Source organism: Sinorhizobium sp. 8-89 (genome assembly GCF_030124325.1).
GTDB lineage: Bacteria > Pseudomonadota > Alphaproteobacteria > Rhizobiales > Rhizobiaceae > Sinorhizobium.
This window is the reverse complement of the sequence record NZ_JASKLR010000003.1, coordinates 51578-72150: the sequence shown is the minus strand read 5'-3', so window position 1 is coordinate 72150 and position 20573 is coordinate 51578. Positions and strand designations below refer to the sequence as shown.

General features: G+C 61.1%; 23 protein-coding genes and 1 pseudogene. 1 reads left to right on the top strand and 23 read right to left on the bottom strand.

Annotated elements, in window-relative coordinates:
- Nucleotides 1–6: 6 nt before the first annotated feature.
- From QN219_RS07670 to QN219_RS07605, 14 genes and pseudogenes are all read right to left on the bottom strand, one after another.
- On the bottom strand, nucleotides 7–678 hold the full coding sequence (locus QN219_RS07670; RefSeq protein ID WP_283999486.1) for an urease accessory protein UreF: 672 nt from the start codon (nucleotides 676–678) through the stop codon (nucleotides 7–9).
- Nucleotides 671–1159 carry an urease accessory protein UreE gene (gene ureE, locus QN219_RS07665; RefSeq protein WP_283999008.1) on the bottom strand — a complete coding sequence of 163 codons (489 nt, stop codon included), beginning with the start codon at nucleotides 1157–1159 and terminating at the stop codon, nucleotides 671–673. The genes QN219_RS07670 and ureE overlap by 8 nt, the downstream gene beginning before the upstream one ends.
- Before the next feature lies 1 nt (nucleotide 1160).
- Nucleotides 1161–1456: pseudogene (locus QN219_RS07660) on the bottom strand (putative quinol monooxygenase).
- 266 nt (nucleotides 1457–1722) lie between these two features.
- The gene (locus tag QN219_RS07655) at nucleotides 1723–2262 is read right to left on the bottom strand and encodes a peroxiredoxin (RefSeq protein ID WP_283999006.1); all 540 of its coding nucleotides are present in this window, start codon (nucleotides 2260–2262) and stop codon (nucleotides 1723–1725) included.
- A gap of 187 nt (nucleotides 2263–2449) precedes the next feature.
- Nucleotides 2450–3121 carry a TIGR02117 family protein gene (locus QN219_RS07650; protein WP_283999005.1) on the bottom strand — a complete coding sequence of 224 codons (672 nt, stop codon included), beginning with the start codon at nucleotides 3119–3121 and terminating at the stop codon, nucleotides 2450–2452.
- A 26-nt stretch (nucleotides 3122–3147) separates the two neighbouring features.
- The gene (gene ureC / locus QN219_RS07645) at nucleotides 3148–4860 is read right to left on the bottom strand and encodes an urease subunit alpha (protein ID WP_283999004.1); all 1713 of its coding nucleotides are present in this window, start codon (nucleotides 4858–4860) and stop codon (nucleotides 3148–3150) included.
- Between the two features lie 4 nt (nucleotides 4861–4864).
- The gene (locus tag QN219_RS07640; RefSeq protein WP_283999003.1) at nucleotides 4865–5512 is read right to left on the bottom strand and encodes a Urease operon accessory protein; all 648 of its coding nucleotides are present in this window, start codon (nucleotides 5510–5512) and stop codon (nucleotides 4865–4867) included.
- A gap of 3 nt (nucleotides 5513–5515) precedes the next feature.
- Nucleotides 5516–5938: a lysozyme inhibitor LprI family protein gene (locus tag QN219_RS07635; protein WP_283999002.1), complete on the bottom strand. Its 423-nt coding sequence runs from the start codon at nucleotides 5936–5938 to the stop codon at nucleotides 5516–5518.
- Nucleotides 5935–6240: an urease subunit beta gene (locus QN219_RS07630; RefSeq protein WP_283999001.1), complete on the bottom strand. Its 306-nt coding sequence runs from the start codon at nucleotides 6238–6240 to the stop codon at nucleotides 5935–5937. The genes QN219_RS07635 and QN219_RS07630 overlap by 4 nt, the downstream gene beginning before the upstream one ends.
- A gap of 13 nt (nucleotides 6241–6253) precedes the next feature.
- A complete protein-coding gene (locus QN219_RS07625; RefSeq protein ID WP_173509406.1) occupies nucleotides 6254–6508 on the bottom strand; it encodes a DUF1272 domain-containing protein in 255 nt (84 codons plus the stop codon).
- Nucleotides 6509–6573: 65 nt separating this feature from the next.
- Nucleotides 6574–6876, bottom strand: a complete 303-nt coding sequence (locus QN219_RS07620; protein ID WP_283998999.1) for an urease subunit gamma — start codon at nucleotides 6874–6876, stop codon at nucleotides 6574–6576.
- Nucleotides 6877–6902: 26 nt separating this feature from the next.
- Nucleotides 6903–7736 carry an urease accessory protein UreD gene (locus QN219_RS07615; RefSeq protein WP_283998998.1) on the bottom strand — a complete coding sequence of 278 codons (834 nt, stop codon included), beginning with the start codon at nucleotides 7734–7736 and terminating at the stop codon, nucleotides 6903–6905.
- Nucleotides 7737–7876: 140 nt separating this feature from the next.
- The gene (locus tag QN219_RS07610; RefSeq protein ID WP_283998997.1) at nucleotides 7877–8851 is read right to left on the bottom strand and encodes a D-glycerate dehydrogenase; all 975 of its coding nucleotides are present in this window, start codon (nucleotides 8849–8851) and stop codon (nucleotides 7877–7879) included.
- A 219-nt stretch (nucleotides 8852–9070) separates the two neighbouring features.
- The gene (locus QN219_RS07605) at nucleotides 9071–9904 is read right to left on the bottom strand and encodes an alpha/beta fold hydrolase (RefSeq protein WP_405052095.1); all 834 of its coding nucleotides are present in this window, start codon (nucleotides 9902–9904) and stop codon (nucleotides 9071–9073) included.
- A 360-nt stretch (nucleotides 9905–10264) separates the two neighbouring features.
- Between QN219_RS07605 and QN219_RS07600 the strand changes: the two genes are divergently transcribed.
- Nucleotides 10265–10717 (top strand): MarR family transcriptional regulator, encoded by a 453-nt coding sequence (locus QN219_RS07600; RefSeq protein WP_283998995.1) that lies wholly within the window; start codon nucleotides 10265–10267, stop codon nucleotides 10715–10717.
- 210 nt (nucleotides 10718–10927) lie between these two features.
- On the opposite strand, the gene QN219_RS07595 is transcribed toward QN219_RS07600, so the two are convergent.
- From QN219_RS07595 to QN219_RS07555, 9 genes are all read right to left on the bottom strand, one after another.
- On the bottom strand, nucleotides 10928–12046 hold the full coding sequence (locus tag QN219_RS07595; protein ID WP_283998994.1) for a branched-chain amino acid ABC transporter substrate-binding protein: 1119 nt from the start codon (nucleotides 12044–12046) through the stop codon (nucleotides 10928–10930).
- Between the two features lie 114 nt (nucleotides 12047–12160).
- A complete protein-coding gene (locus tag QN219_RS07590; protein WP_283998993.1) occupies nucleotides 12161–12505 on the bottom strand; it encodes a DUF6867 family protein in 345 nt (114 codons plus the stop codon).
- A 24-nt stretch (nucleotides 12506–12529) separates the two neighbouring features.
- Nucleotides 12530–13255, bottom strand: coding sequence for an ABC transporter ATP-binding protein (locus tag QN219_RS07585; RefSeq protein ID WP_283998992.1), 726 nt, complete (start codon nucleotides 13253–13255; stop codon nucleotides 12530–12532).
- A complete protein-coding gene (locus tag QN219_RS07580) occupies nucleotides 13252–14145 on the bottom strand; it encodes an ABC transporter ATP-binding protein (RefSeq protein WP_283998991.1) in 894 nt (297 codons plus the stop codon). The genes QN219_RS07585 and QN219_RS07580 overlap by 4 nt, the downstream gene beginning before the upstream one ends.
- Nucleotides 14145–15530 carry a high-affinity branched-chain amino acid ABC transporter permease LivM gene (gene livM, locus QN219_RS07575; RefSeq protein WP_283998990.1) on the bottom strand — a complete coding sequence of 462 codons (1386 nt, stop codon included), beginning with the start codon at nucleotides 15528–15530 and terminating at the stop codon, nucleotides 14145–14147. The genes QN219_RS07580 and livM overlap by 1 nt, the downstream gene beginning before the upstream one ends.
- Nucleotides 15531–15534: 4 nt before the next feature.
- Nucleotides 15535–16437, bottom strand: a complete 903-nt coding sequence (locus tag QN219_RS07570) for a branched-chain amino acid ABC transporter permease (protein WP_283998988.1) — start codon at nucleotides 16435–16437, stop codon at nucleotides 15535–15537.
- Nucleotides 16438–16741: 304 nt separating this feature from the next.
- Nucleotides 16742–17296 carry a sarcosine oxidase subunit gamma gene (locus QN219_RS07565; RefSeq protein WP_283998987.1) on the bottom strand — a complete coding sequence of 185 codons (555 nt, stop codon included), beginning with the start codon at nucleotides 17294–17296 and terminating at the stop codon, nucleotides 16742–16744.
- A gap of 10 nt (nucleotides 17297–17306) precedes the next feature.
- On the bottom strand, nucleotides 17307–20264 hold the full coding sequence (locus tag QN219_RS07560) for a sarcosine oxidase subunit alpha family protein (protein WP_283998986.1): 2958 nt from the start codon (nucleotides 20262–20264) through the stop codon (nucleotides 17307–17309).
- Nucleotides 20261–20539 carry a sarcosine oxidase subunit delta gene (locus tag QN219_RS07555; RefSeq protein ID WP_283979053.1) on the bottom strand — a complete coding sequence of 93 codons (279 nt, stop codon included), beginning with the start codon at nucleotides 20537–20539 and terminating at the stop codon, nucleotides 20261–20263. The genes QN219_RS07560 and QN219_RS07555 overlap by 4 nt, the downstream gene beginning before the upstream one ends.
- Nucleotides 20540–20573: the final 34 nt, after the last annotated feature.

The following is a 20573-nucleotide window of genomic DNA, read 5'->3' as shown; positions in this document are numbered from 1 at the left end:
CGCCCGTCAGGAGCGGAACAGGCGGGTGTGCAGGGTCTCGTGTCTCAGCGACGAAATATCGGCCATGATCGTCGCCGCGCCAAGCTCGTCCAGCGAGGCTTGCGCAGCACGATCGGCGACAGTGGCAATCGTGCTTTCGAGAGCGGCCAATACACCGACGCCATTGCGCTGGCCGATGACGCCGGAACGGATGGCGGCAGAAACGGCATTCGATGTCGCGGCGCCGAGATAGGCAGCAAGTGCAGCTCGCAATCCCGTTCGATGCGCGCCCGCCACTGCACCGGCCGCCACCGGATAGGCTGCTACAGGCCCAAGCAGGTCGAATACGGCGCCCGGCCAGTTGCGAGCGGCGGCAAGAAACGCTTCGCCCTGCAGCATGGTTTCCATGTGACGCTCGTACGAACCGGCCATCGCTTCGGCCAACTCGCTCGCCGCCTTCAGTCGTTGTGGGTCGTCATGCGCCTGGTAGCACTCGGCCAGCAGAAGGGCGTCGTTCCAGATGGCACCATGCATCAGAAGCGTTTCGAGCCAAAGCCGCAGCTCTTCGGCACTGGTCACGAGGCCATCGTGGACCGCCTGCTCCAGCCCCCCGGAATAGGAAAACGAACCAACCGGAAAAGCAGGCGATAGCCAGGTAACGAGACGCAGGAGCGCCCGTATGTCGGCCTGGTCAGCCATGATTGTGGTGGTGACCGCCATGCCCGTGATTGTCGTGGCTGTGCCCGCCACCATGATAGGCGCCGCGCAGCGGTTGGAAGGGTTGCGTCACTTCGCTGACGGCGGCACCGAGGCCTTCGAGCATCACGCGGATGACGGGATCGCGGCCGATCAGGATCCGCCCCTCCTCGACCGCTGCCGGAAGATGCCGATTGCCGAGATGCCAGGCGAGTTCGATGAGATGCAGAATGTCTCGCGCACGAACCTCATAAAGCGCCTCGTCGGCGGCCTTTATCCGGATATAGCCGCCCCCTTCCAGCACGAGCAGATCGCCATCGGCGAGCATCACTGGCTGCTTGAGATCGAGCATCACCACGTCGTCGTTTTCGAGATGCAACAGCTTGCGCCGCAGATGGCGCTCGTCATGCGCCAGGGTCACGCTGTGGAGCGGCACCTTGTCTGCGGGGCCCGGCGAGAGAACTTCGGTCGAGCGATAAGGCACGTCAGATCACCTCTATCCTTTCCGGGTGCACGACATCGATACGAGCGTCCGCCAGAAGGTCCGCCACGCCGCCTGAAAGGCTTTCAGATGCGGCTCGGCAAAATGCGCGTCCACGGCGGCCCGATCTTTCCAGTTCTCGACGAAGACCACGGTGTCCGGTTCTGTGGGCTTCCGGTAGAGATCGTAGTTGACGCAGCCCGCTTCCCTGCGTGCGGCCCCGATCAGCTGTGCCGCCAAAGCGAGAACGTCATCGCCCTTCCCCGCATGTGCCTTCAGATATGCGGTGACGTAAACCATCGATCCTCGCTGCGTTCTACCGCATGTTTCCCCAATCCTAAGCGATTCAAGGGCAAAAACATGCAGAAATTCAAAGTGTTAGGGCGTCCTTTGCGCGGCTGATAGGGCGCGCGGCGCTGTCGGCACCAATGTAGCAAGAAAAGACCCCGGCGCCAGCAGGAAGACGGAAATCCAAACGGTTTCGCGCAATCCGTCTGATTAGCCTGGGCCTTCCCTCGGTCCCTGCACCTGCGCGTCTTTCCGGACGCGCAGGCGGCGGAGCCCGATCAGGCAGCGATCTTCTGCGACCGCAGAGCCGCCAGAATGTTCTGCGGCGAGGAAACGCCATATGGATCGCTGTCGCAATTGTCGGAATAGCCTTCCTCTTCGAACCACTGCTCGACGACACCGTTGTTGACGACGGCAGCATAACGCCAGGAGCGCATGCCGAAACCGAGGTTGTCCTTCGCGACCAGCATGCCCATCTTGCGGGTGAATTCACCGGAGCCGTCCGGGATCAGCTTGACATCTTCGAGGTTCTGCGACTTGCCCCAGGCGTTCATCACGAAGGCGTCGTTGACCGAGATACAGTAGATCTCGTCGACGCCTTCGGCGCGGAACTCGGCAACGAGCTTTTCGAAGTCCGGAAGCTGGTAGGTCGAGCAGGTCGGCGTGAAGGCACCCGGGAGCGAAAACAGCACGACGCGCTTGCCGGCGAAATACTCGTCCGACGAAACGTCCTGCCAGCGGAACGGATTGGAGCCCCCGACGGCTTCGTCGCGGACGCGGGTGCGGAAGGTTACAGCGGGAACTTTTCTGCCGAGCATCATCATCTCCTTCAGGGCAAGCTGCCGGCCGCGATCAGTCTTGGGAGGAAAGCGCGAGCCGGCCGGAAAGTGAGAACACTTTCCTATCGGAGATTGCGCTGCGGTGCAGCATCAAAGCGGCGATTTCGGTGGCTGCGCATGGCAGCCATGCGGTGACCGCATGGCTTTCTGCGCCGCTTCGCGGTTGCTAATTGTAAAGGCCGAGCGAGACGCCAAGCGTCGCAGGAAAAGGATTCCAGAATCCGGTCCGAATGCCGGCTGATCTCAATGCACTTGCAGTCCATGTGTTGCAGCCGAACAGGGCGTTGAAATAGCCCCTCGCCTCGAAAAACCTATCGTCCGGACCGTAGGAGAAGTTACGAATGGAGACGGCTTGGCCAGCTTCTCTCCGGAAGCTGTCGGATATGAAGGTTACAAGCCGCTCGAACCCCGCATCGTCGACTTCAAATCCGGCAACTGATGCCTGCGATTCGACGATGCGTGCTGCTATATCGACGTGCATCACGGAACGATCGAGGCTCAGTGCCCGCAAAACCGGTAGCGGTTTAAGATCGCCCCGGGTCGGCGTTTCCAGGTAAAACGCGCGCCCTCCCCACCCGAAAATCAGCCATTGCACATCAGGCTGGCGAAGAGGCACGCCAGCGCTTTCAACAAAATCGAACCTTGCGCGCAACTCGTCGTCCAGGGGAATTGCGATATCGGTGTGAATCGGCCCGGACAGCAGTAAGATTCGTCGCGATCCCGCGATTTCGGACGAGGCGTGGACAGGCATGAAGGGACGCGGAATCAAAGCCCCGCACGCGACGGCGAGCAGCAGGAGCACAACGGCCGCGAAGACCCGCTTGACCGTTCGCTTCATTCACAAATGCCCCAGAGCAGCCCGGTCTAGAACAGAAAATAACGCTGCGCCATCGGCAGCACCGTCGCCGGCTCGCAGGTCAGCAACTCGCCGTCGGCACGCACCTCGTAGGTTTCCGGGTCGACCTCCACATGCGGCGTGAGGCTGTTGTGAATCATCGACGCCTTACCGATACCGCCGCGGGTGTTCTGGACGGCAACGAGTTGCTTGGCAACGCCGAGCCTTCCCGCGAGCCCCGCATCGAGCGATGCCTGCGAAACGAAGGTGACGGAGGAATTGGTGCGGTTCCGCCCATAGGCTCCGAACATCGGCCGGTAATGAACCGGCTGCGGCGTCGGGATCGAGGCATTCGGATCGCCCATCGGTGCCGCGGCGATCGAGCCGCCGAGCAGCACCATATCTGGCTTCACGCCGAAAAAGGCCGGGTTCCAGATGACGAGATCGGCGCGCTTGCCGACTTCGAGCGAGCCGATCTCATGGCTGAGACCGTGCGCGATCGCGGGGTTGATCGTATATTTGGCAATGTAGCGCTTGACGCGGAAATTGTCGTTGTCGCCGGTCTCTTGCTTGAGCCGCCCGCGCTGGCGCTTCATCTTGTCGGCCGTCTGCCAGGTGCGGATCGCCACTTCGCCGACGCGGCCCATCGCCTGGCTGTCGGACGAGATGATCGAGAAAGCGCCGATGTCGTGCAGGATATCCTCTGCCGCGATGGTTTCCTTGCGGATGCGGCTTTCGGCAAAGGCGATGTCCTCCGGGATGGAGGGCGACAGGTGGTGGCAGACCATCAGCATGTCGAGATGTTCCGCCAGCGTGTTGAGCGTGTAGGGCCGCGTCGGGTTGGTCGAAGACGGAATGACGTTCGGCTGGCCGCAGATCTTGATGATGTCCGGCGCATGGCCGCCGCCCGCGCCTTCCGTGTGGAAAGCGTGGATCGTTCGGCCCTTGATCGCGGCGATCGTATCCTCGACAAAGCCGCTCTCGTTCAGCGTATCGGTGTGGATCATCACCTGAACGTCATATTCGTCGGCGACCGACAGGCAGCAATCGATCGCCGCCGGCGTCGTCCCCCAATCCTCATGCAGCTTCAGCGACGTGGCCCCGCCCAGCACCATTTCCACAAGCGCCCCGGGCAGCGAGGCATTGCCCTTGCCGGCAAAGGCGAGATTCATCGGAAAGGCGTCCGCTGCCTCAATCATCCGGGCGATGTGCCAGGGGCCGGGCGTGCAGGTCGTAGCGAGCGTGCCGTGCGCCGGGCCGGTGCCGCCGCCGAGCATGCAGGTGAGGCCGCTCATCAGCGCCTCTTCGATCTGCTGCGGGCAAATGAAATGAATGTGGCTGTCCATGCCGCCGGCCGTGACGATCTTGCCCTCGCCGGCAATGACTTCCGTGCCCGGCCCGACGATTATCGTGACACCCGGCTGCGTGTCCGGATTGCCGGCCTTACCGATCGCCGCGATCCGCCCATCCTTGAGACCGATATCCGTCTTCACGATCCCCCAATGGTCGACGATCAGTGCATTGGTGATCACCGTATCAACCGCGCCGGCCTCGCGCGTTACCTGGCTTTGCCCCATGCCGTCGCGGATAACCTTGCCGCCGCCGAACTTCACCTCTTCGCCATAGATCGTGAAATCCTTCTCCACCTCGATGAAAAGCTCGGTATCGGCGAGGCGCACCTTGTCGCCCACGGTCGGACCGAACATGTTGGCATAGGCTGCGCGCGACATCTTGTAAGGCATGGGCTCAGGCTCCCTGGGAAAAGTCTGAAGATTGGGATTGGCCGAGACGGCGCAGGCGGCCTTCGGCGACGAGTGCGTCAACGTAGCGGCGCTCCGCCGCAAAGGGATGCCATTCCCAGCCGCTATGGCCGAAGCCGGCAAGCACGACGTCGTCTCCGTGCTGGACGAAATCGAACAAGATGTCGGCGATCACCACCAGACCGCTCGACGGTACGACATAAGGGGCCGGCTCGAAAAGAGCGAGATCGCGGTCGAGCCGCTCATGCGTTTCCATCGGGATCACCCGATGGCGCCGACCGGTCGCGCGGGCGAAAGCCTCGAAACCTGTCGTGTAATCGTCGCAGAGATCGTCAAGGTCGGGATGCGTCCTCGCCATATCCGCGCGCAGGGCGGCGAACTTCGCACCGGAACGAACGCTCCATATCTCCCTCGCCTGGCGTACTGCCTCGCTGGTCTTCCATCGACCGCCGCCGAGCATCGAAAGCGCAGGACGGCCGGTATTGCAGACTGCGACGATATCGGTCCTGAAGCCGCCCTTGCCGATTGAGCGGCAATCGTTGAAGCGGATCACGAGGTCGGCGGCATCGATCACGGCCGCCCCCCCTTCCGGCACGTCGCCATTACCCACGATCGTGATGGTGCGGCAGCTCAACGATCAGTTTCCGCTCGATTCCAGGAGTTGCTTCAATTCGGTGGTTCGCTTGCGGGTCAGTTCCGCCAGGCAGCCCGAAACCAGCATCGGCTCCATCGAGCCCCCGCGCGCCTCGAACCCGGCGAGTTCGCACTGGCCGTCGCGATAGCCGATCCAGGCCCGTTGCGCCTTCTTCAACGCCTCGTTGGCCCCGACATAGGCGGCATCGATTTCGCCAAGCTCCTTGTCCATTGCCTGCGTGGCAGCGACCGCTTGCCTGTAGACCTTGTTCAGTTCCGCGTCGGCTCTGTCATAGTCCTGGCCAGCGCAGATGTTCATGTCCATCTGCGTCACGGCATTCGGGCAATCGACCGTTGGCTGCTCCTGTGCGACTGCGGAGACCGCTGACAGCAGAAGCAAGCCGACGAGAGGCGCGAAAATCCTCATAGCTTGCCCATCACCGCCTGACGGAAGCCGAACACCTCGCGCTTGCCTGAAAGCGGGATCAACGTCACCTGCCTCGTCTGGCCGGGTTCGAAGCGCACCGCCGTGCCGGCCGGAATGTCGAGCCGCTTACCGCGGGCGGCATCGCGATCGAAGATCAGGCCCGGGTTGGTTTCGGCAAAATGATAGTGGCTCCCGACCTGCACGGGACGATCGCCGGAATTGGAAACCTCGATGGTGACGGTCTCGAAACCGGCGTTCAGTTCAATTTCCCCGTCGGCCGTGATGACTTCGCCTGGGATCATATTCCTCTCCTTCTCACGCCGCTTCGCCGCCTGCGCAACCCTGTGGCTTCAGGACGCGCTCCGTCGACGCCGGATATTTCACGAGCATCGCCGCTGGTCGGACGGGACGGCGGACCAGTTCTCCGCTGCAATTCGGGCAGACGCCGCCAAGTCTATTTTCGGCGCAGTCGGCACAGAATGTGCACTCGAAGGTGCAGATCATCGCGTCCCGGTTCGCGGGCGGCAGGTCTCGATCGCAGCATTCGCAGTTCGGACGCAGGCTCAGCATGGTTGCCCCTCTTCAATGTTCATGTCGGTCCAGTCGGAAAGCTGCTCCTCGCCGCCCGTCATGTCCTAACGGATCGGTTCGTGGACCGTGACGAGCTTCGTTCCGTCGGGAAAAGTCGCCTCAACCTGAATGTCATGGATCATTTCCGGAATTCCTTCCATGACCTGATCGCGGGTCAGCACATGCGCGCCGGCTTCCATCAGCTCAGCCACGGATCGCCCGTCGCGCGCGCCTTCGACGACGAAATCGGTGATGAGGGCGATCGCCTCCGGATGATTGAGCTTCACGCCCCGCTCCAGCCTCCGGCGAGCGACCATCGCCACCATGGAAATCAACAGCTTGTCTTTTTCGCGCGGAGTGAGATTCATGCGTCGCCGTCCAGTGGATTGTGGGATCAAAGAGTCCAGACTTTCGGCACAGACGCATCGTTACGCAAGTGCGAAATAAGCGGGACGAGAATTTTTCTGAGTGCGAAGCCGTCGGTCGCCGCGATGCGTGCAATCAGCTTGTCGCGACCGGCGACCTGAAAATGGCTGACACCGGCGCTCGCGTAGCCGCCAAGCGTGCCTCGCAGCTTGGATAGCATCGCTTCGCAATCCGGTGCGACATAAAGCAATGTCGCAAAAGCTGCTGCGCCACGGAGCACCGCCGAGCGCCCGACAAGTGCTGCGATATCGTCGGCGAGTGTCAGGTTCTCAGCATGCAGCAGCCGGCCGCCGCTTCTCACCCGCCAGCGGTCACGAAAGAGACCAGCCTGCACCATCTCGCCCATGGCCTTCCGGCCGAGAAGAACCGCCTCGACCGCCAGAAAGGTTGCGTCTTCGGCAAGCTCGACCTCCAGCGATCGCGACAAGGATGCGCGGTCGAAGAGGATGGTTTCCTGCGGCAGCCAATCGACCCGGCTTCCACTGGCAACAGAAATCCGCGTCGAAATATCCGCCGTTCCCGCACATGCCTTGTAGATCTTTTCGCAGGCCTGCGTCGTCAACGTCAGCGCCGTGCCTTCTCCCGCTTCGAAAGCCCAGGTTATCCGGTCGCCGCCAGTGACCCCGCCGGACGAATTGATCAGCACCGCTTCGATCGACGCATCAAAGGTCTTTGGGAGACGGATCTTGGCGCAGCCTTCCTGATAGAGTTCGGCAATAGCCGTACGGCCGCTCCGGCATTTGGCAACGAGCCGCCCTTTTCCCCACGCCCGCTGCGGAGCGATGATCACTGCATCATTCATGAATGGCCATCGTATATCCTTGCGACACGGCATGCACCGATGGCGGCATCGTCCGTGCGTCAATCCCCAAAGTCAAGACGTTGTTTCGCAAAGAGAATTCCCGCGTCCTTGCGGGACTCGCGCTGTGAAGGCGGGACAACTCAAGCCACCCTTTCCGGCGGTTCACGACCGGCGAAGAATGCCGTGACGTTGTCGACGACCTTCATGCCCATTGCGGTTCGCGTTTCTTCCGTAGCGCTGCCGAGATGCGGCAGGACCACGACGTTCTCGAGCGCCCGCAGCCGCGCGGGCACCTGCGGTTCCGCCTCGTAGACGTCGAGGCCGGCCCCACGGATAACACCGCTTTCAAGCGCCTCGATCAACGCCTCCTCATCGACCACGTCCCCGCGGGCGGTATTGATGAGATAGCCGCCCCGCTTCATGACCGCGAGGCGCGCCGCATCGATCAGATGCCGGTTTTCGCCGCCGCCGGGGATGTGCAGGGAGACGAAGTCGGATTCCCTCAGGACATCCTCGATCGTGTCGAGTTGGCGGGCACCGAAGCGTTGCGCTTCCTCTTCCGCGATCTTCGATCGGTTGTAGAAGACCACGTCCATGTCGAAGCCGAAGTGGCAGCGCTTGGCCATAGCCTTGCCTATGCGGCCGAAACCGACAATGCCGAGCGTCTTGCCGGTGACTTTCGTTCCGATCATATGCGTGGGGCGCCAGCCTTCCCATTCGCCTGCCCTCACCTGCCGCTCGCCCTCGCCGGCACGCCGCGCGACGGTCAGCAGCAGCGAAACGGCGAGATCCGCCGTGCAATCGGTAAGGACCCCCGGCGTATTCGTCACCACGACGCCCGACGCCTTCGCTGCTTCGACGTCAATGTGGTTGTAGCCCACCCCGAAGTTGCCGAGAATCCTGCAGCGAAGGTCACCGTCCTTGAAGAGTGGCGCAGGCAGGCGATCGGATACTGTCGGCAGCAAGGCATCGAAGTTGCGAAGCCCCTCTGCAAGCTGGGCGGCATCGAGGGGCACATCGCGTTCGTTGAAGACTGTCTCGAAGCGTTGGGCAAGAACCTCTTCCACGGCTCGTGGCCAGCGGCGGGTGAGAAGAATGCGCGGCTTTGCGGTCATGGATTACCCTCCGAGAATGAAGAATCGGCTCCGGATAGTGCACAAAATCGCGCCTGCGGACAGCCTGTTCCCATGAAAAGCAAGAGGGCGCCGCTACTGCATGTTTCCTTAAGTCCTAACCGATTTAAGAATAGAAACATGCAGCAATTCAAAGTGCTGCAGCATCTTTTGAGCGTCTTGTAAGACGCGCCGCGGGCGCCCTCTTCTCTTTCGCGCGAATTACGACCTCGCGAATTCAAGCAGGTCTTGGTTAAGCTGATCCTTGTGGGTGTCGGTGATGCCGTGCGGAGCGCCCGGATAGACCTTCAGCGTCGCGTGCGGCACCAGCTTCTTCGAGGCCCGCGCCGCCGCGTCGATCGGCACGATCTGGTCGTCGTCGCCATGGATGATCAAGGTCGGCACATCGAACTTCTTCAGATCCTCGGTGAAGTCGGTCTGCGAGAAGGCGACGATCGAGTCATAGGTGTTCTTGTGGCCGCCCATCATGCCCTGCAGCCAGAAGCTGTCGATCATGCCCTGAGAAGCCTTGGCGCCCGGTCGGTTGAAGCCGAAGAACGGGCCGGAGGCGATGTCCTTGTAGAGCTGCGAGCGGTCGGCGACGCTTGCCGCCTGCAGATTGTCGAACACCTCCTTCGGCAGGCCGCCGGGGTTGGTCTCAGTCTTGACCATCAGCGGCGGCACCGCCGAGATGAGCCCGGCCTTGGCGACGCGTTTGGTGCCGTGGCGGCCGATATAGCGCGAGATCTCGCCGCCACCGGTGGAGAAGCCGGCGAGAAAGATTTCGGTGAGATCCAGCTGTTCGATCAACTCCGCGAGATCGTCGGCATAGTGGTCCATGTCGTTGCCGTCCCAAGGCTGGCTGGAGCGGCCGTGACCGCGGCGGTCATGGGTGATGACGCGGAAGCCATTGTTGGCGAGATGGAAAGCCTGGGCCTCCCAGCTGTCGGATGACAGCGGCCAGCCGTGGCTGAGCACGACCACCGGTCCGTCTTTCGGACCCCAGTCCTTGTAATAGATTTCGACGCCGTCGCGGGTGATGATCCTGCTGCCCATGGTCCTTGCTCCTTCGCTGTTGCTGGTTGTTGTCTTCGCTGGCGTTTGCGCCCTAGCCGGGCCGACGGCAGATACTGCCGCAGCGGCGCCCAGAGTGCCAGCCAGCATGCCTCTTCGAGAGATGCCGTTCGCGATTGCACTTGCCTTTGCCTTTGTCATGGGAGTGCTCCTTGTTTCCCGTTGAGCCTAGTCCAAATCCGCAACTAAATCGCGCGCGAGTTAAATTTCTAGGTTCCCGCTTTAATCGCTGTCGATTAAATCGTGCACGATAATTATCGGGCCGAATTTCGCGTGTCAATACCTTGCGATTAGATCGTGAACGATTTATTTTTATCGCATGACGAAATCTGGGTTAGAACAATGACCAAGGCAGAAAATCCTTCTCACGAAGACCTTATGAAGCTCGACAATTTCCTGTGCTTCGCAATCTATTCCGCGAACCATGCGTTCACGCGCGTCTATAAGCCACTGCTTGACGAGTTGGATCTCACCTATCCGCAATATCTCGTAATGGTGGTCCTTTGGGAAAAGGACGACCAGACCGTCGGCAATTTGGGTGAAAAGCTTTTTCTGGAATCGAGCACGCTCACCCCCATGCTGAAACGCCTCGAAGGCATGGGCTACATTTCGCGGGTCCGCGACAGGGCCGATGAACGGCAGGTGCGCGTGAAATTGACCGAAACCGGCCGCGACTTGCGGAAAAAGGCCGACAACGTACCGTATGGCATTGCCAATGCCACCGGGATGGAGCCTGCGGAGCTCGTCCGGCTCAAGCAGGAGATCGCGACGCTGCGCACATCACTGCTGAAATAACGCTGCTTCCAATCACGTAGACATGCGCATCGAACGGCGTGGATGCCGCCCTACCGCATGACTCCTTAGATCGGAATCGATTTAAGGACAAAATCATGCAGAAATTCAAAGTCTACAGTGATCTTTGCGCGTCCGATTGGACGCGCGGCGCTGTAGAACAAAAAGACCCGGCGCTCGCACGCCGGGTCCTCCAAAGCGGATCGAACGATACTATTCGTTCTGGAAGTAGCTGTACTTGCCGTCGTCACCCTTCTTCCAGGTGTACATGACGTAGTCCGGGCGGGTGATGTCGCCCTTTTCGTCGTAGCCGAGCTCGCCGATCGTGGTCTTGAACGGACCCTTGGCCTTGATCGCTTCGGCGACAGCCTGGGGATCATTGCCGCCGGCAGCCTTGGCGCCTTCGGCGATGACCTGGAGGGCAGCATAGGCGTAGAGCGTGTAGGCTTCCGGTTCGAAGCCGGCAGCGCGGAACTTTTCGACGAGTTCCTTGGCTTCAGGGTTCTTGCGCGGATCCGGCGCGAAAGTCATCAGCGTGCCGTCGACGGCGTCACCGGCGATTGAGGCCAGTTCGTTCGAGACGATGCCATCGCCCGACATCATCGTTGCCTTCAGGCCCTGGTCCTTCATCTGGCGCATGATCAGGCCGGCTTCCGTGTGCAGGCCACCGTAATAGACGATCGAAACACCGGCTTCCTTCATCTTTGCGATGAGCGCGGAGAAGTCCTTGTCGCCGGTGTTGATGCCTTCGTAGAGGGCTTCGGTCAGACCGGCTTCGTTCATCGCCTTCTTGGTTTCATCGGCAAGGCCCTGACCATAGGGGGTCTTGTCATGAACGACGGCGATCTTCGCGTCCTTGAAGTTGGCGGCGAGGTAGGCACCGGCAACCGCGCCCTGCTGGTCGTCGCGACCGCAAGTACGGAACGTGTTCCACAGGCCGCGCTCGGTGAACTGCGGGTTGGTGGAGGCCGGCGTGATCTGCAGAATGCCGTTTTCGGCGTAGATTTCCGAAGCCGGAATGGACACGCCCGAGTTGAAGTGGCCGACGACGAACTTCACGCCATCAGCAACGAACTTGTTGGCGACCGAAACGCCCTGCTTGGCGTCGGACACGTCGTCGCCGAGCACAACCCTGATCTGTTCCCCGTTGATGCCGCCTGCAGCATTGAGGTCGGCCGCCGCCTGTTCCGCACCTTTCTGAAGCTGCGCACCGAAGGCAGCATTCGGGCCGGTCAGCGGGCCGGCAACGCCGACCAGAATGTCAGCCCATGCAGAGCCGCTAAAGGCGACCATTGCCGTCAGCGCAACGGCCGACAGAAGAGACTTTTTCATCTTGTTACTCCCAAATATTCGAGCGGGTCTTGTTTCCAAGCCTGCGCAATGCCCACCTTAATTGCGCCGGTGTTCTTTCGCACCGGCCGCGGCGGACCGGCACGCGCTGTTCCCTTATTTGGTTTTCCATGAGAAGGGCGACGCCTTCTCATAGAGCCAGTAGTAGCTCTTGGTCATCTGCCTGGTCCGGTAGTATCGGAAACCGGCGGTAGCAAACAACAAAAGCACGATCGTGTCCACGATATAGTACTGCAGGCTGAACATGGTTCCGCCGAAAAGAGCGTGGTGGATGAAGCGGATAGCCCAGCCTAGCAGCGCCACGTAGAGCAGCAGCCGCGGAAAGTTATGCCAAGTGTCGGCGACGCTCTTGCCCGTCCGCCAGGCAGTCCATCCGCCCAGCACACACGTGATGAAGAGAAACTGCCAGATCGACGCTTCTTCGTAGAGAATTCCCTGCATGTCACATACTCCAGGTGCGGCGCATCAATGACGGCCGCCTTCGAGATAGGCCGAACGGACTTCCGGATTGGCGAGAAGATCCTTGCCTGTCCCGCTCATGGTCACCCTGCCGTTCACCATGACATAACCGCGGTCCGACAGCTTGAGCGCACCGAAGGCGTTCTGTTCTACGAGGAACACCGTCAGGCCCTCTTGCTTGTTGAGTTTCTTGATCGCGTCGAAGATGCCTTTCACGATCAGCGGAGCAAGACCGAGCGACGGCTCGTCGAGCAACAGGAGCTTCGGTCGCGCCATCAGCGCACGCCCGATCGACAGCATCTGCTGTTCGCCGCCCGACAGCGTACCGCCGCGCTGCGCCTGCCGTTCCTTGAGGCGCGGGAACAGCGTGAAGATCTTTTCGACGTCCTCGTTGAAATGCTTCAGGTTATCGAGGCTCGCCCCCATCTGCAGGTTTTCCAGAACCGTCATGCGCGGGAAGATGCGTCGCCCTTCCGGCGACTGCGCAATCCTGAGACGGGCAATCTCGTGCGTCGGCAGACGCGTGATGTCCTGACCGTCGAAGTAGACGGAGCCGGTGCGCGCCTGCGGGCTGCCGCAGATCGTCATCATCAGTGTCGACTTCCCGGCACCATTGGCGCCGATAAGACTGACGATTTCTCCGCGGTGGACCTCCACATCGACGCCATTCAGCGCCCGGATATTGCCGTAATAGGTTTCGACGGCTCTTACATGCAGCAGCGGCGCACTCATTGCTTGGTGCCTCCCTGCCCGCCTTCGATTTCCTCGATCTGTTCGATCACCTCTTCAACCTCTTTATCCTCGACACCCAGATAGGCCGCAATGACCCTTGGATCGTTCTTCACGAAATCCGGGTTGCCGTCGGAAATCTTCTGACCGTATTCAAGCACGACCACATGGTCGGAAATCTCCATGACCACGGACATATCGTGCTCGATCAACAGGATGGATGTGCCCGTTTCAGCGCGAATGCTCTGCAGCAATTCATTGAGCGCATGCGATTCGCGTGGGTTGAGGCCGGCCGCAGGCTCGTCAAGGCAGAGCAGTTCCGGCTCGGTGCACATCGCCCGGGCGATCTCGAGCCGCCGCTGCGCACCATAGGGGAGGTCCCCGGCCGCGTCGTCGGCGCGATCGATCAGCGACGCCTTCTCGAGCCAATGCCTCGCAAGTTCCTTCGCGTCCTTGGCGGCCTGCCGATAGGCCGGAAATCCGAGCAGTCCGAGCACCGTATAGCCCGACGCCTGCATCAGCTTGTTGTGCTGCGCGACCAGCAGGTTCTCGAGCACCGTCATGCCTGAGAACATCCGGATGTTCTGGAACGTGCGCGCCACCTTCGCATGCTTGGTGATCTCGAAGTCCGGCAGACGCTCAAGCAGGTATTCCTTTCCGGATCTCTGCTTCATCGTGATCATGCCCATCGTCGGCTTGTAGAAGCCGGTGATGCAGTTGAACACTGTCGTCTTGCCCGCTCCGTTCGGGCCGATCAGCGCGGTGATGTCGCCGCGAGAGGCCTCGAAGGAGAAGTCGTTGATCGCCATGAGACCGCCGAAGCGCATCGACAGGTGCTCAACCTTGAGAATGGGGTCTTTTGTCATTGTCGTAGTCATTGTCTCGATGGCCATCAGCCGTGACCTTCCTTGGTAAAGCTGCCGGAGACGGCCTTACGCTCGCGGAGGAACGCGGTCGGTTCGCGCGATCCGACGAAGCCGCGCGGCTTCCAGACCATGACGACGACCATGGCTAGGCCAAAGATCAGCATGCGGTAAAGTTCGGGCGTGAAGTTCGGTCCGAAGACCAGCTTCAGGAAGGTGAGCTCACGCAGGATTTCGGTGCCGCCGATCATGACAATCGCTGCGATTGCTATGCCGGTCAGTGATCCCATGCCACCAAGAACGACAATTGCAAGGATCACCGCAGATTCGAGGAACACGAACGATTCCGGCGACACGAAGCCCTGACGAACGGCGAAGAAGGACCCTGCAAGGCCGCCGAACATAGCGCCCATCGCAAACGCAGTCAGCTTGGTGGTGACCGTGTTGATGCCCAGCGAACGGCAGGCGATCTCATCTTCGCGCAGCGCTTCCCAGGCACGCCCGATCGGCATCCGACGCATCCGGATGGTGACGAAGGCCGTCAGCATGCAAAGGCCGAGGGCCAAATAGAATAGAAAGATCTTATAGTAGGCCGAGGAGATCGGCAGGCCCATCAGCGCCGCGAAGCCGTCCTTGGAAGCATCGAACTTGATGCCGAACAGCGTCGCCTTGGCGATGCCGGACACACCGAAGGTACCCTTGGTGACCTCGGTCCAGTTGATCAGCACGAGGCGGATGATTTCCCCGAAGGCGAGGGTGACGATCGCCAGGTAGTCACCGCGCAGGCGCAGCACCGGGAAACCGAGGACCATACCCCAGCAGGCGGATAGAAGGCCGGCAACCGGCAGCAGCACCCAGAATGACAGGCCGAAATAGCTTGAGAGCAGCGCATAGGAATAGGCGCCAACCGCATAGAAGGCCACGTATCCAAGGTCGAGAAGACCGGCAAGGCCGACGACGATGTTAAGGCCCCAGGCGAGCATCACGTAGATCAGGATCTGGATGCCGAAGTTGTCCACCCACTTCAGCGATCCCTGGACACCGGTGAGGGCCAGTATGACCGGCGGATAGAGAACCAGAGCCACTATCGCGATCTTCGAGAAGTTGCGGCTGAAGAAGCTTTCCTCCTTGGCAACCTCTGGAGCGGCAGCCTTCACCGCCTTTCTCTGCGCGAGCCAGGGCTGGGCGTAGGCGACGATCAGGAAGCGACCGACCATGGCAACGATCACGAAGATCGCCAGCAGCCCCCAGCGCTGGGTGAGGACCAACTCGTTGCGAATGTTCTGGTCGGTCTTGAGGCCAACGAAGAGCACGAACAGACCGAGGGTGATGAGGCCGGCGAAGACAGCCTCGCGCAGGGCCCGCGCCGTCACCTCAGTGCCGGCGCTTGCAGTAGTAGATGCAATGTTTGCCATGGAATTATACCTTCTCGACTTCCGGTCGTCCGAGAATACCCGACGGCTTGAAGATCAGGACGATTGCGAGAATCGAGAATGTCGCAACGTCCTTGTAGTCGATCGTGAAATAAGCCGACCACAGGGATTCGATGAGGCCGATCAGAAGTCCGCCCAAAACAGCGCCCGGCAGCGAGCCGATGCCTCCGAGAACGGCGGCAGTGAATGCCTTGACCCCGGGAACGAAGCCGTCGGTGAAGACGACCACACCATAGTACATGAGGTACATGGTTCCCGCGACCGCAGCGAGAGCGGCACCCATAATGAAGGTCACGGAGATCGTACGATCGACGTCGACGCCAAGCAGAGCCGCCATCTTGCGATCCTGCTCGGTGGCGCGCTGCGCACGACCAAGCGGCGTCTTGTTGACAATGTACCAAAAGACGGAAAGCAGAAACGCCGTGATGATGATGATGATGATCTGCTTCAGCGATATGGCGATGCCGAACACGTCATAGACTGACGACACGAGCGGCGGGATCGGCTTGTTGCGCGGTCCCTGCGTCACCTGAATGAAGTTCGACAGCACGATCGACATGCCGATCGCGGTAATCAGCGGCGCCAAGCGGAAAGACCCGCGCAACGGACGGTAGGCCACTCGCTCAATCGTCCAATTCCACAGCGACGCCGCGAGCATCGCCACGATCATCATAAGCAAAAGCGCCAATACAACGGGCACGCCTGCTATGAATGAGGTGAGAAGCAGAAAAACAATCAAAGCGGCGAAGCCGCCAAGCATGAAGATATCGCCGTGGGCGAAGTTGATCATGCCGATGATGCCGTAGACCATGGTATAACCAATTGCGATCATACCATAAATAGACCCAAGCGTCAGCCCGTTGACGAGCTGCTGGACGAAATACTCCATCAATCTTCCCCTGGACCAGATCCTATCGGTCCGATCTCTTGTTATTGGCGCTCATTGTGAGCGTGCTATTTGCCCCGATTCCATACCTCTTTCAAATGAAAATGAAAGCTAAAAAATGCTTCCTCGCCAGATTCTTCGGCGATAAAATCGATTTGGCGCTTTCGGAGCCAGAAAAATCAAATTTTTAGCAGCATTCGCACGCCAAATGGGCAACTTTGAACGCAAAAGCGCGGAAATCGGTGGCTGGCGTGCCGACATAGCGCGCGGATCATATCAGGGCGGATTCTCGCCGCGGCCTGCCTCGTCAACCGGCGAATGCCGCAGTCAGATCGTATTCGCGTCCCATCGCCATGAGGTCGTCGAAAAGGGATTCGGCAAAAGAGCGTGGAGCGATCAGTTCAAATGTGTCGTCTCCCGTTCGGGCCAGATTGACGGCGATGTGGCCGCACAACGCATTCGCGCTGGCGCCGGTCGCAAAGGCTGCGGGATGCAGGTCGAGGCCGACGCCCTTTGCAAGAATCCGGTGCGTCGACGGACCGGAAAGCCGGAACAGGACACGTGCCTCGCTTTGGTCGACGACATAGGCCCGGCCGGCGCAAAAGGCGTCGATACGACGCTGCAGCCCTTCCGACGTATCGCTTTCAGAAACAACCAGCCATTCGCCTGGCGCGCTGAAACGCACGGTGAATTCAGTTGCCGATGACAACACCTGTTGGACGGTGTCCTCCTCGCCGGCGTGGGCGAGCACCATAGCGACCGCCTGCCTGTGGCCGATGGCCAGATGATTGACACCTGCCGGCCGAGGCGCGCCGCGCAGCTTCTCATCGAGTGCATGACGGTTGTAGTAATCGCGGATCATCGGCAGTCCCTCAGGCTTTCATTCTGGCGTTTTCGGGATCGACGAAGACCGGATCGCAGACCTCGGCCATCACCTCCTGATCGCGCAGCTTGTCCCAGACAACAATCCGTTCGCCATAGCGCTCACGGCCCGACTTGAGGAAGGCAAGCGCAATATGGTGACCGAGCACCGGCGAGAAGCAGGCGGAGCTCACCCAGCCCTGGTCGTTGAGGGTCGATGGCTTCATGCCCTCACGCAGCAGATGCGCACCCGCGCGAATATCCTTTTCCTTGTCCACCGGCTTCAGTCCCACGAGTTGCGAGCGGTCTGCGGCGGTCAGCCCGTATCGTGCCGAAAGATGCTTGCCGATGAAGTCCGTCTTCTGCGCCGAAACCATTCGGCCGAGTCCGGCGTCGTCCGGCGTCACCCGGCCGTCGAACTCGGCATGCGTCGGCAGGCCCTTCTCCAGCCGCAGGACGTTGAGCGCTTCGACGCCATAGGCGCAGATATCGAAGGCATGGCCCGCTTCCATGATCTGATCGGCGACCGCCACGCCAAATCCTGCCGGAACGGCCAGTTCGAAAGCCAGCTCGCCGGAGAAGGAGATGCGGAATAACCGCCCTTTCAGGCCGCCTTTGAGCGTTACTGTTCCGGCAGCGAGGAACGGGAATGCCGCATTGGAGATGTCGTCCTCGACGATCTGCTGCAGCACGCTGCGCGCCTTCGGACCGGCGATCGCGATCTGCGCCCATTGGTCGGAGACGGAGCAGAAGCGAATCTTCAGGTCCGGCCAGAGCACCTGCGAGCAATATTCCATGTGGGACATCACGCCACCCGCGAGCGCGGTCGTCGTCGTGACGAGAAAATGCTCCTCCGCGAGCCGGCTGACGGTGCCATCGTCATAGACGAAGCCGTCTTCGCGCAGCATCAGGCCATAACGCGCCTTGCCGACCGGGAGCTTCAACATCGCGTTGGAATAAAGCCGATTGAGGAATTCAGCCGCGTCCGGTCCGAAAAGTTCGATCTTGCCTAATGTCGACACATCGCAAATGCCGACGTTCGCGCGCACGTTCAGCACCTCGCGATCGACGCTCTCGCGCCAGGTCTTTTCGCCCGCCCGAGGAAACCAGGCGGATCGATACCAAAGGCCCGCTTCGACGAAGGTCGCCCCGTTTTTCCGTGCCCATTCATGCAACGGCGATTTGCGGACAGATGCTGCATGCTTGTCGCGCGCCGTGCCGGCAAGCGCGCCGAAGGAAACGGGTGTGTAGAACGGGCGGAATGTCGTCGTCCCCACATCCGCGGGGCTTACTCCTCGCATACCGGCAAGAATGCCGACTGCATTGGTGTTCGAGAGCTTGCCCTGGTCCGTGGCCATGCCGCTGGTCGTGTAGCGCTTGGCGTGTTCGACGTGGCCAAACCCTTCGCGGAGCGCAAGCCCCAGATCCTTTGCGTGCACGTCGTTCTGGAAATCGACAAAGGCCTTGGACTTTGCACCGGGTGCGTACCAAAGTGCGGTGAACGACGGATCGGTCTCCTCTCCCGTTGCCGGCAAGACGTCCTGAACGGGTTTGAATCCCAGCTCGGACGCGATCGCCGACGCCTTGGCGGCCCCGTCGCCGAGGCAGCCCGAGAGCGTGTAAACGCCATTCGCCGAACCGGCAACGCGCAATCCACCGCCGACAGCCGGCGCGACGAACGTGCTTAGAGCTTCGGACCACACAGGCTTCGCTCCCCGTTGGCAGGCCAGGTGGATGACCGGGCTCCAGCCGCCGGACATGCCGACCGCATCGCAGGCGACGAGCTCCTCGAAACCCGACCGTTCGACCACAAGCCCGGAAACCCGCAGGCGTCCACGCGTATCGACGACGGAGGCCGAACGGATCACGCGCACGCCTTCCGGCGCGGCGTCCGCTGCCGCTGCGCGACTGTCGACGATTGCAGCAATGGCGATGCCCTTGGCGCTGAGATCGCGGGCGGTGCAATACCCCGCGCTGCCATTGGTGAAAATCGCAACCGACCTGCCGGCCGCCACGCCGTAACGGTTGGCATAGGTGCTGAGTGCCCCGGCCATCATGACTCCCGGCCGGTCATTGCCGCCGAAGACAAGCGGGCGCTCCTCCGCACCGGTCGCGAGAAGCGCTCGCCTCGCGACAATGCGCCAGACCCGCTCCGTCGGCAGCTTGGCCGAGGGCTCGGCGACATGCTTCTGGACCCGCTCGACCGCGCCGAAAACATTGTCGTCGTACCAGCCGAAGACTGACGTCCGCGGCAGCAAGGTTACATTCGGCAGCGCCTGCAATTCGGCAACGGCGCGATCGGCAAAGACATGCGCGGGCGCACCGTCTATCGGCTGCGTCTCCGAAAGGAGCGAACCGCCCAGGCGAAAATCCTCGTCGGCGAGAATGACGCGAAGCCCCGCGCGTCCCGCGGTCAGCGCGGCCATCAGCCCGGCCGGGCCGCCGCCAACGACGAGCAGATCGCAATGTGCCCAGGATTTCTCGTAGCTTTCCGGGTCGCGTTCGAGCACTGCGCGACCGAGACCGGCAGCCCGGCGGATCAGCGGTTCGTAGAGCCTTTCCCAAAGTTGCGCCGGCCGCATGAAGGTCTTGTAGTAGAAACCCGCACCGAGAAATGGCGAGAAAAGATCAACTACCGCGCCGATATCTACGCCGAGCGACGGCCAGCGATTCTGGCTGCGCGCCGTCAATCCGGCATAGAGCTCGGCAACGGTCGCCTTTGTGTTGGGATCGCTGCGCGCGCCGGAGCCGATGGTGACGAGCGCATTCGGTTCCGAAGAGCCTGCGCTGACGATCCCACGCGGACGATGATATTTGAAGCTGCGGCCGACCAGAATCTGGTCGTTGGCAATCAGCGCCGAGGCCAGCGTATCGCCGGCAAAACCACGCAAGGGGCGGCCGTCGAAGCTGAAACTGAGCGAACGGCTGCGATCGACCAGCCCTCCGGCCGTCAGGCGATAGGCGGTCATCGGCCGTTCTCCCGGGCGAAGACCGCGCCGTCGGTCACGGAATGGACCTCATGGGTGAACGTGTCGCGCTCGACCACGAGGAAACGGCGGCAGCCCGCCACGTGCTGCCAGTGCTCGAGCGTGCGCCCGCGCGGGTTGGCGCGTACATAGACGTAATCGTGCCAGGCCTCGTCCGATGCGGTCGGCGCCGGACGAACGAGCGACGCGTCGCCGCGGATCGAAAACTCTTCTTTTGGACGGACCCCGCAATGGGGACAGGTGATCAGGCTTGCCATCGTCTTGTCCTTGGGCCCGAGCGGGTCCAGTTGG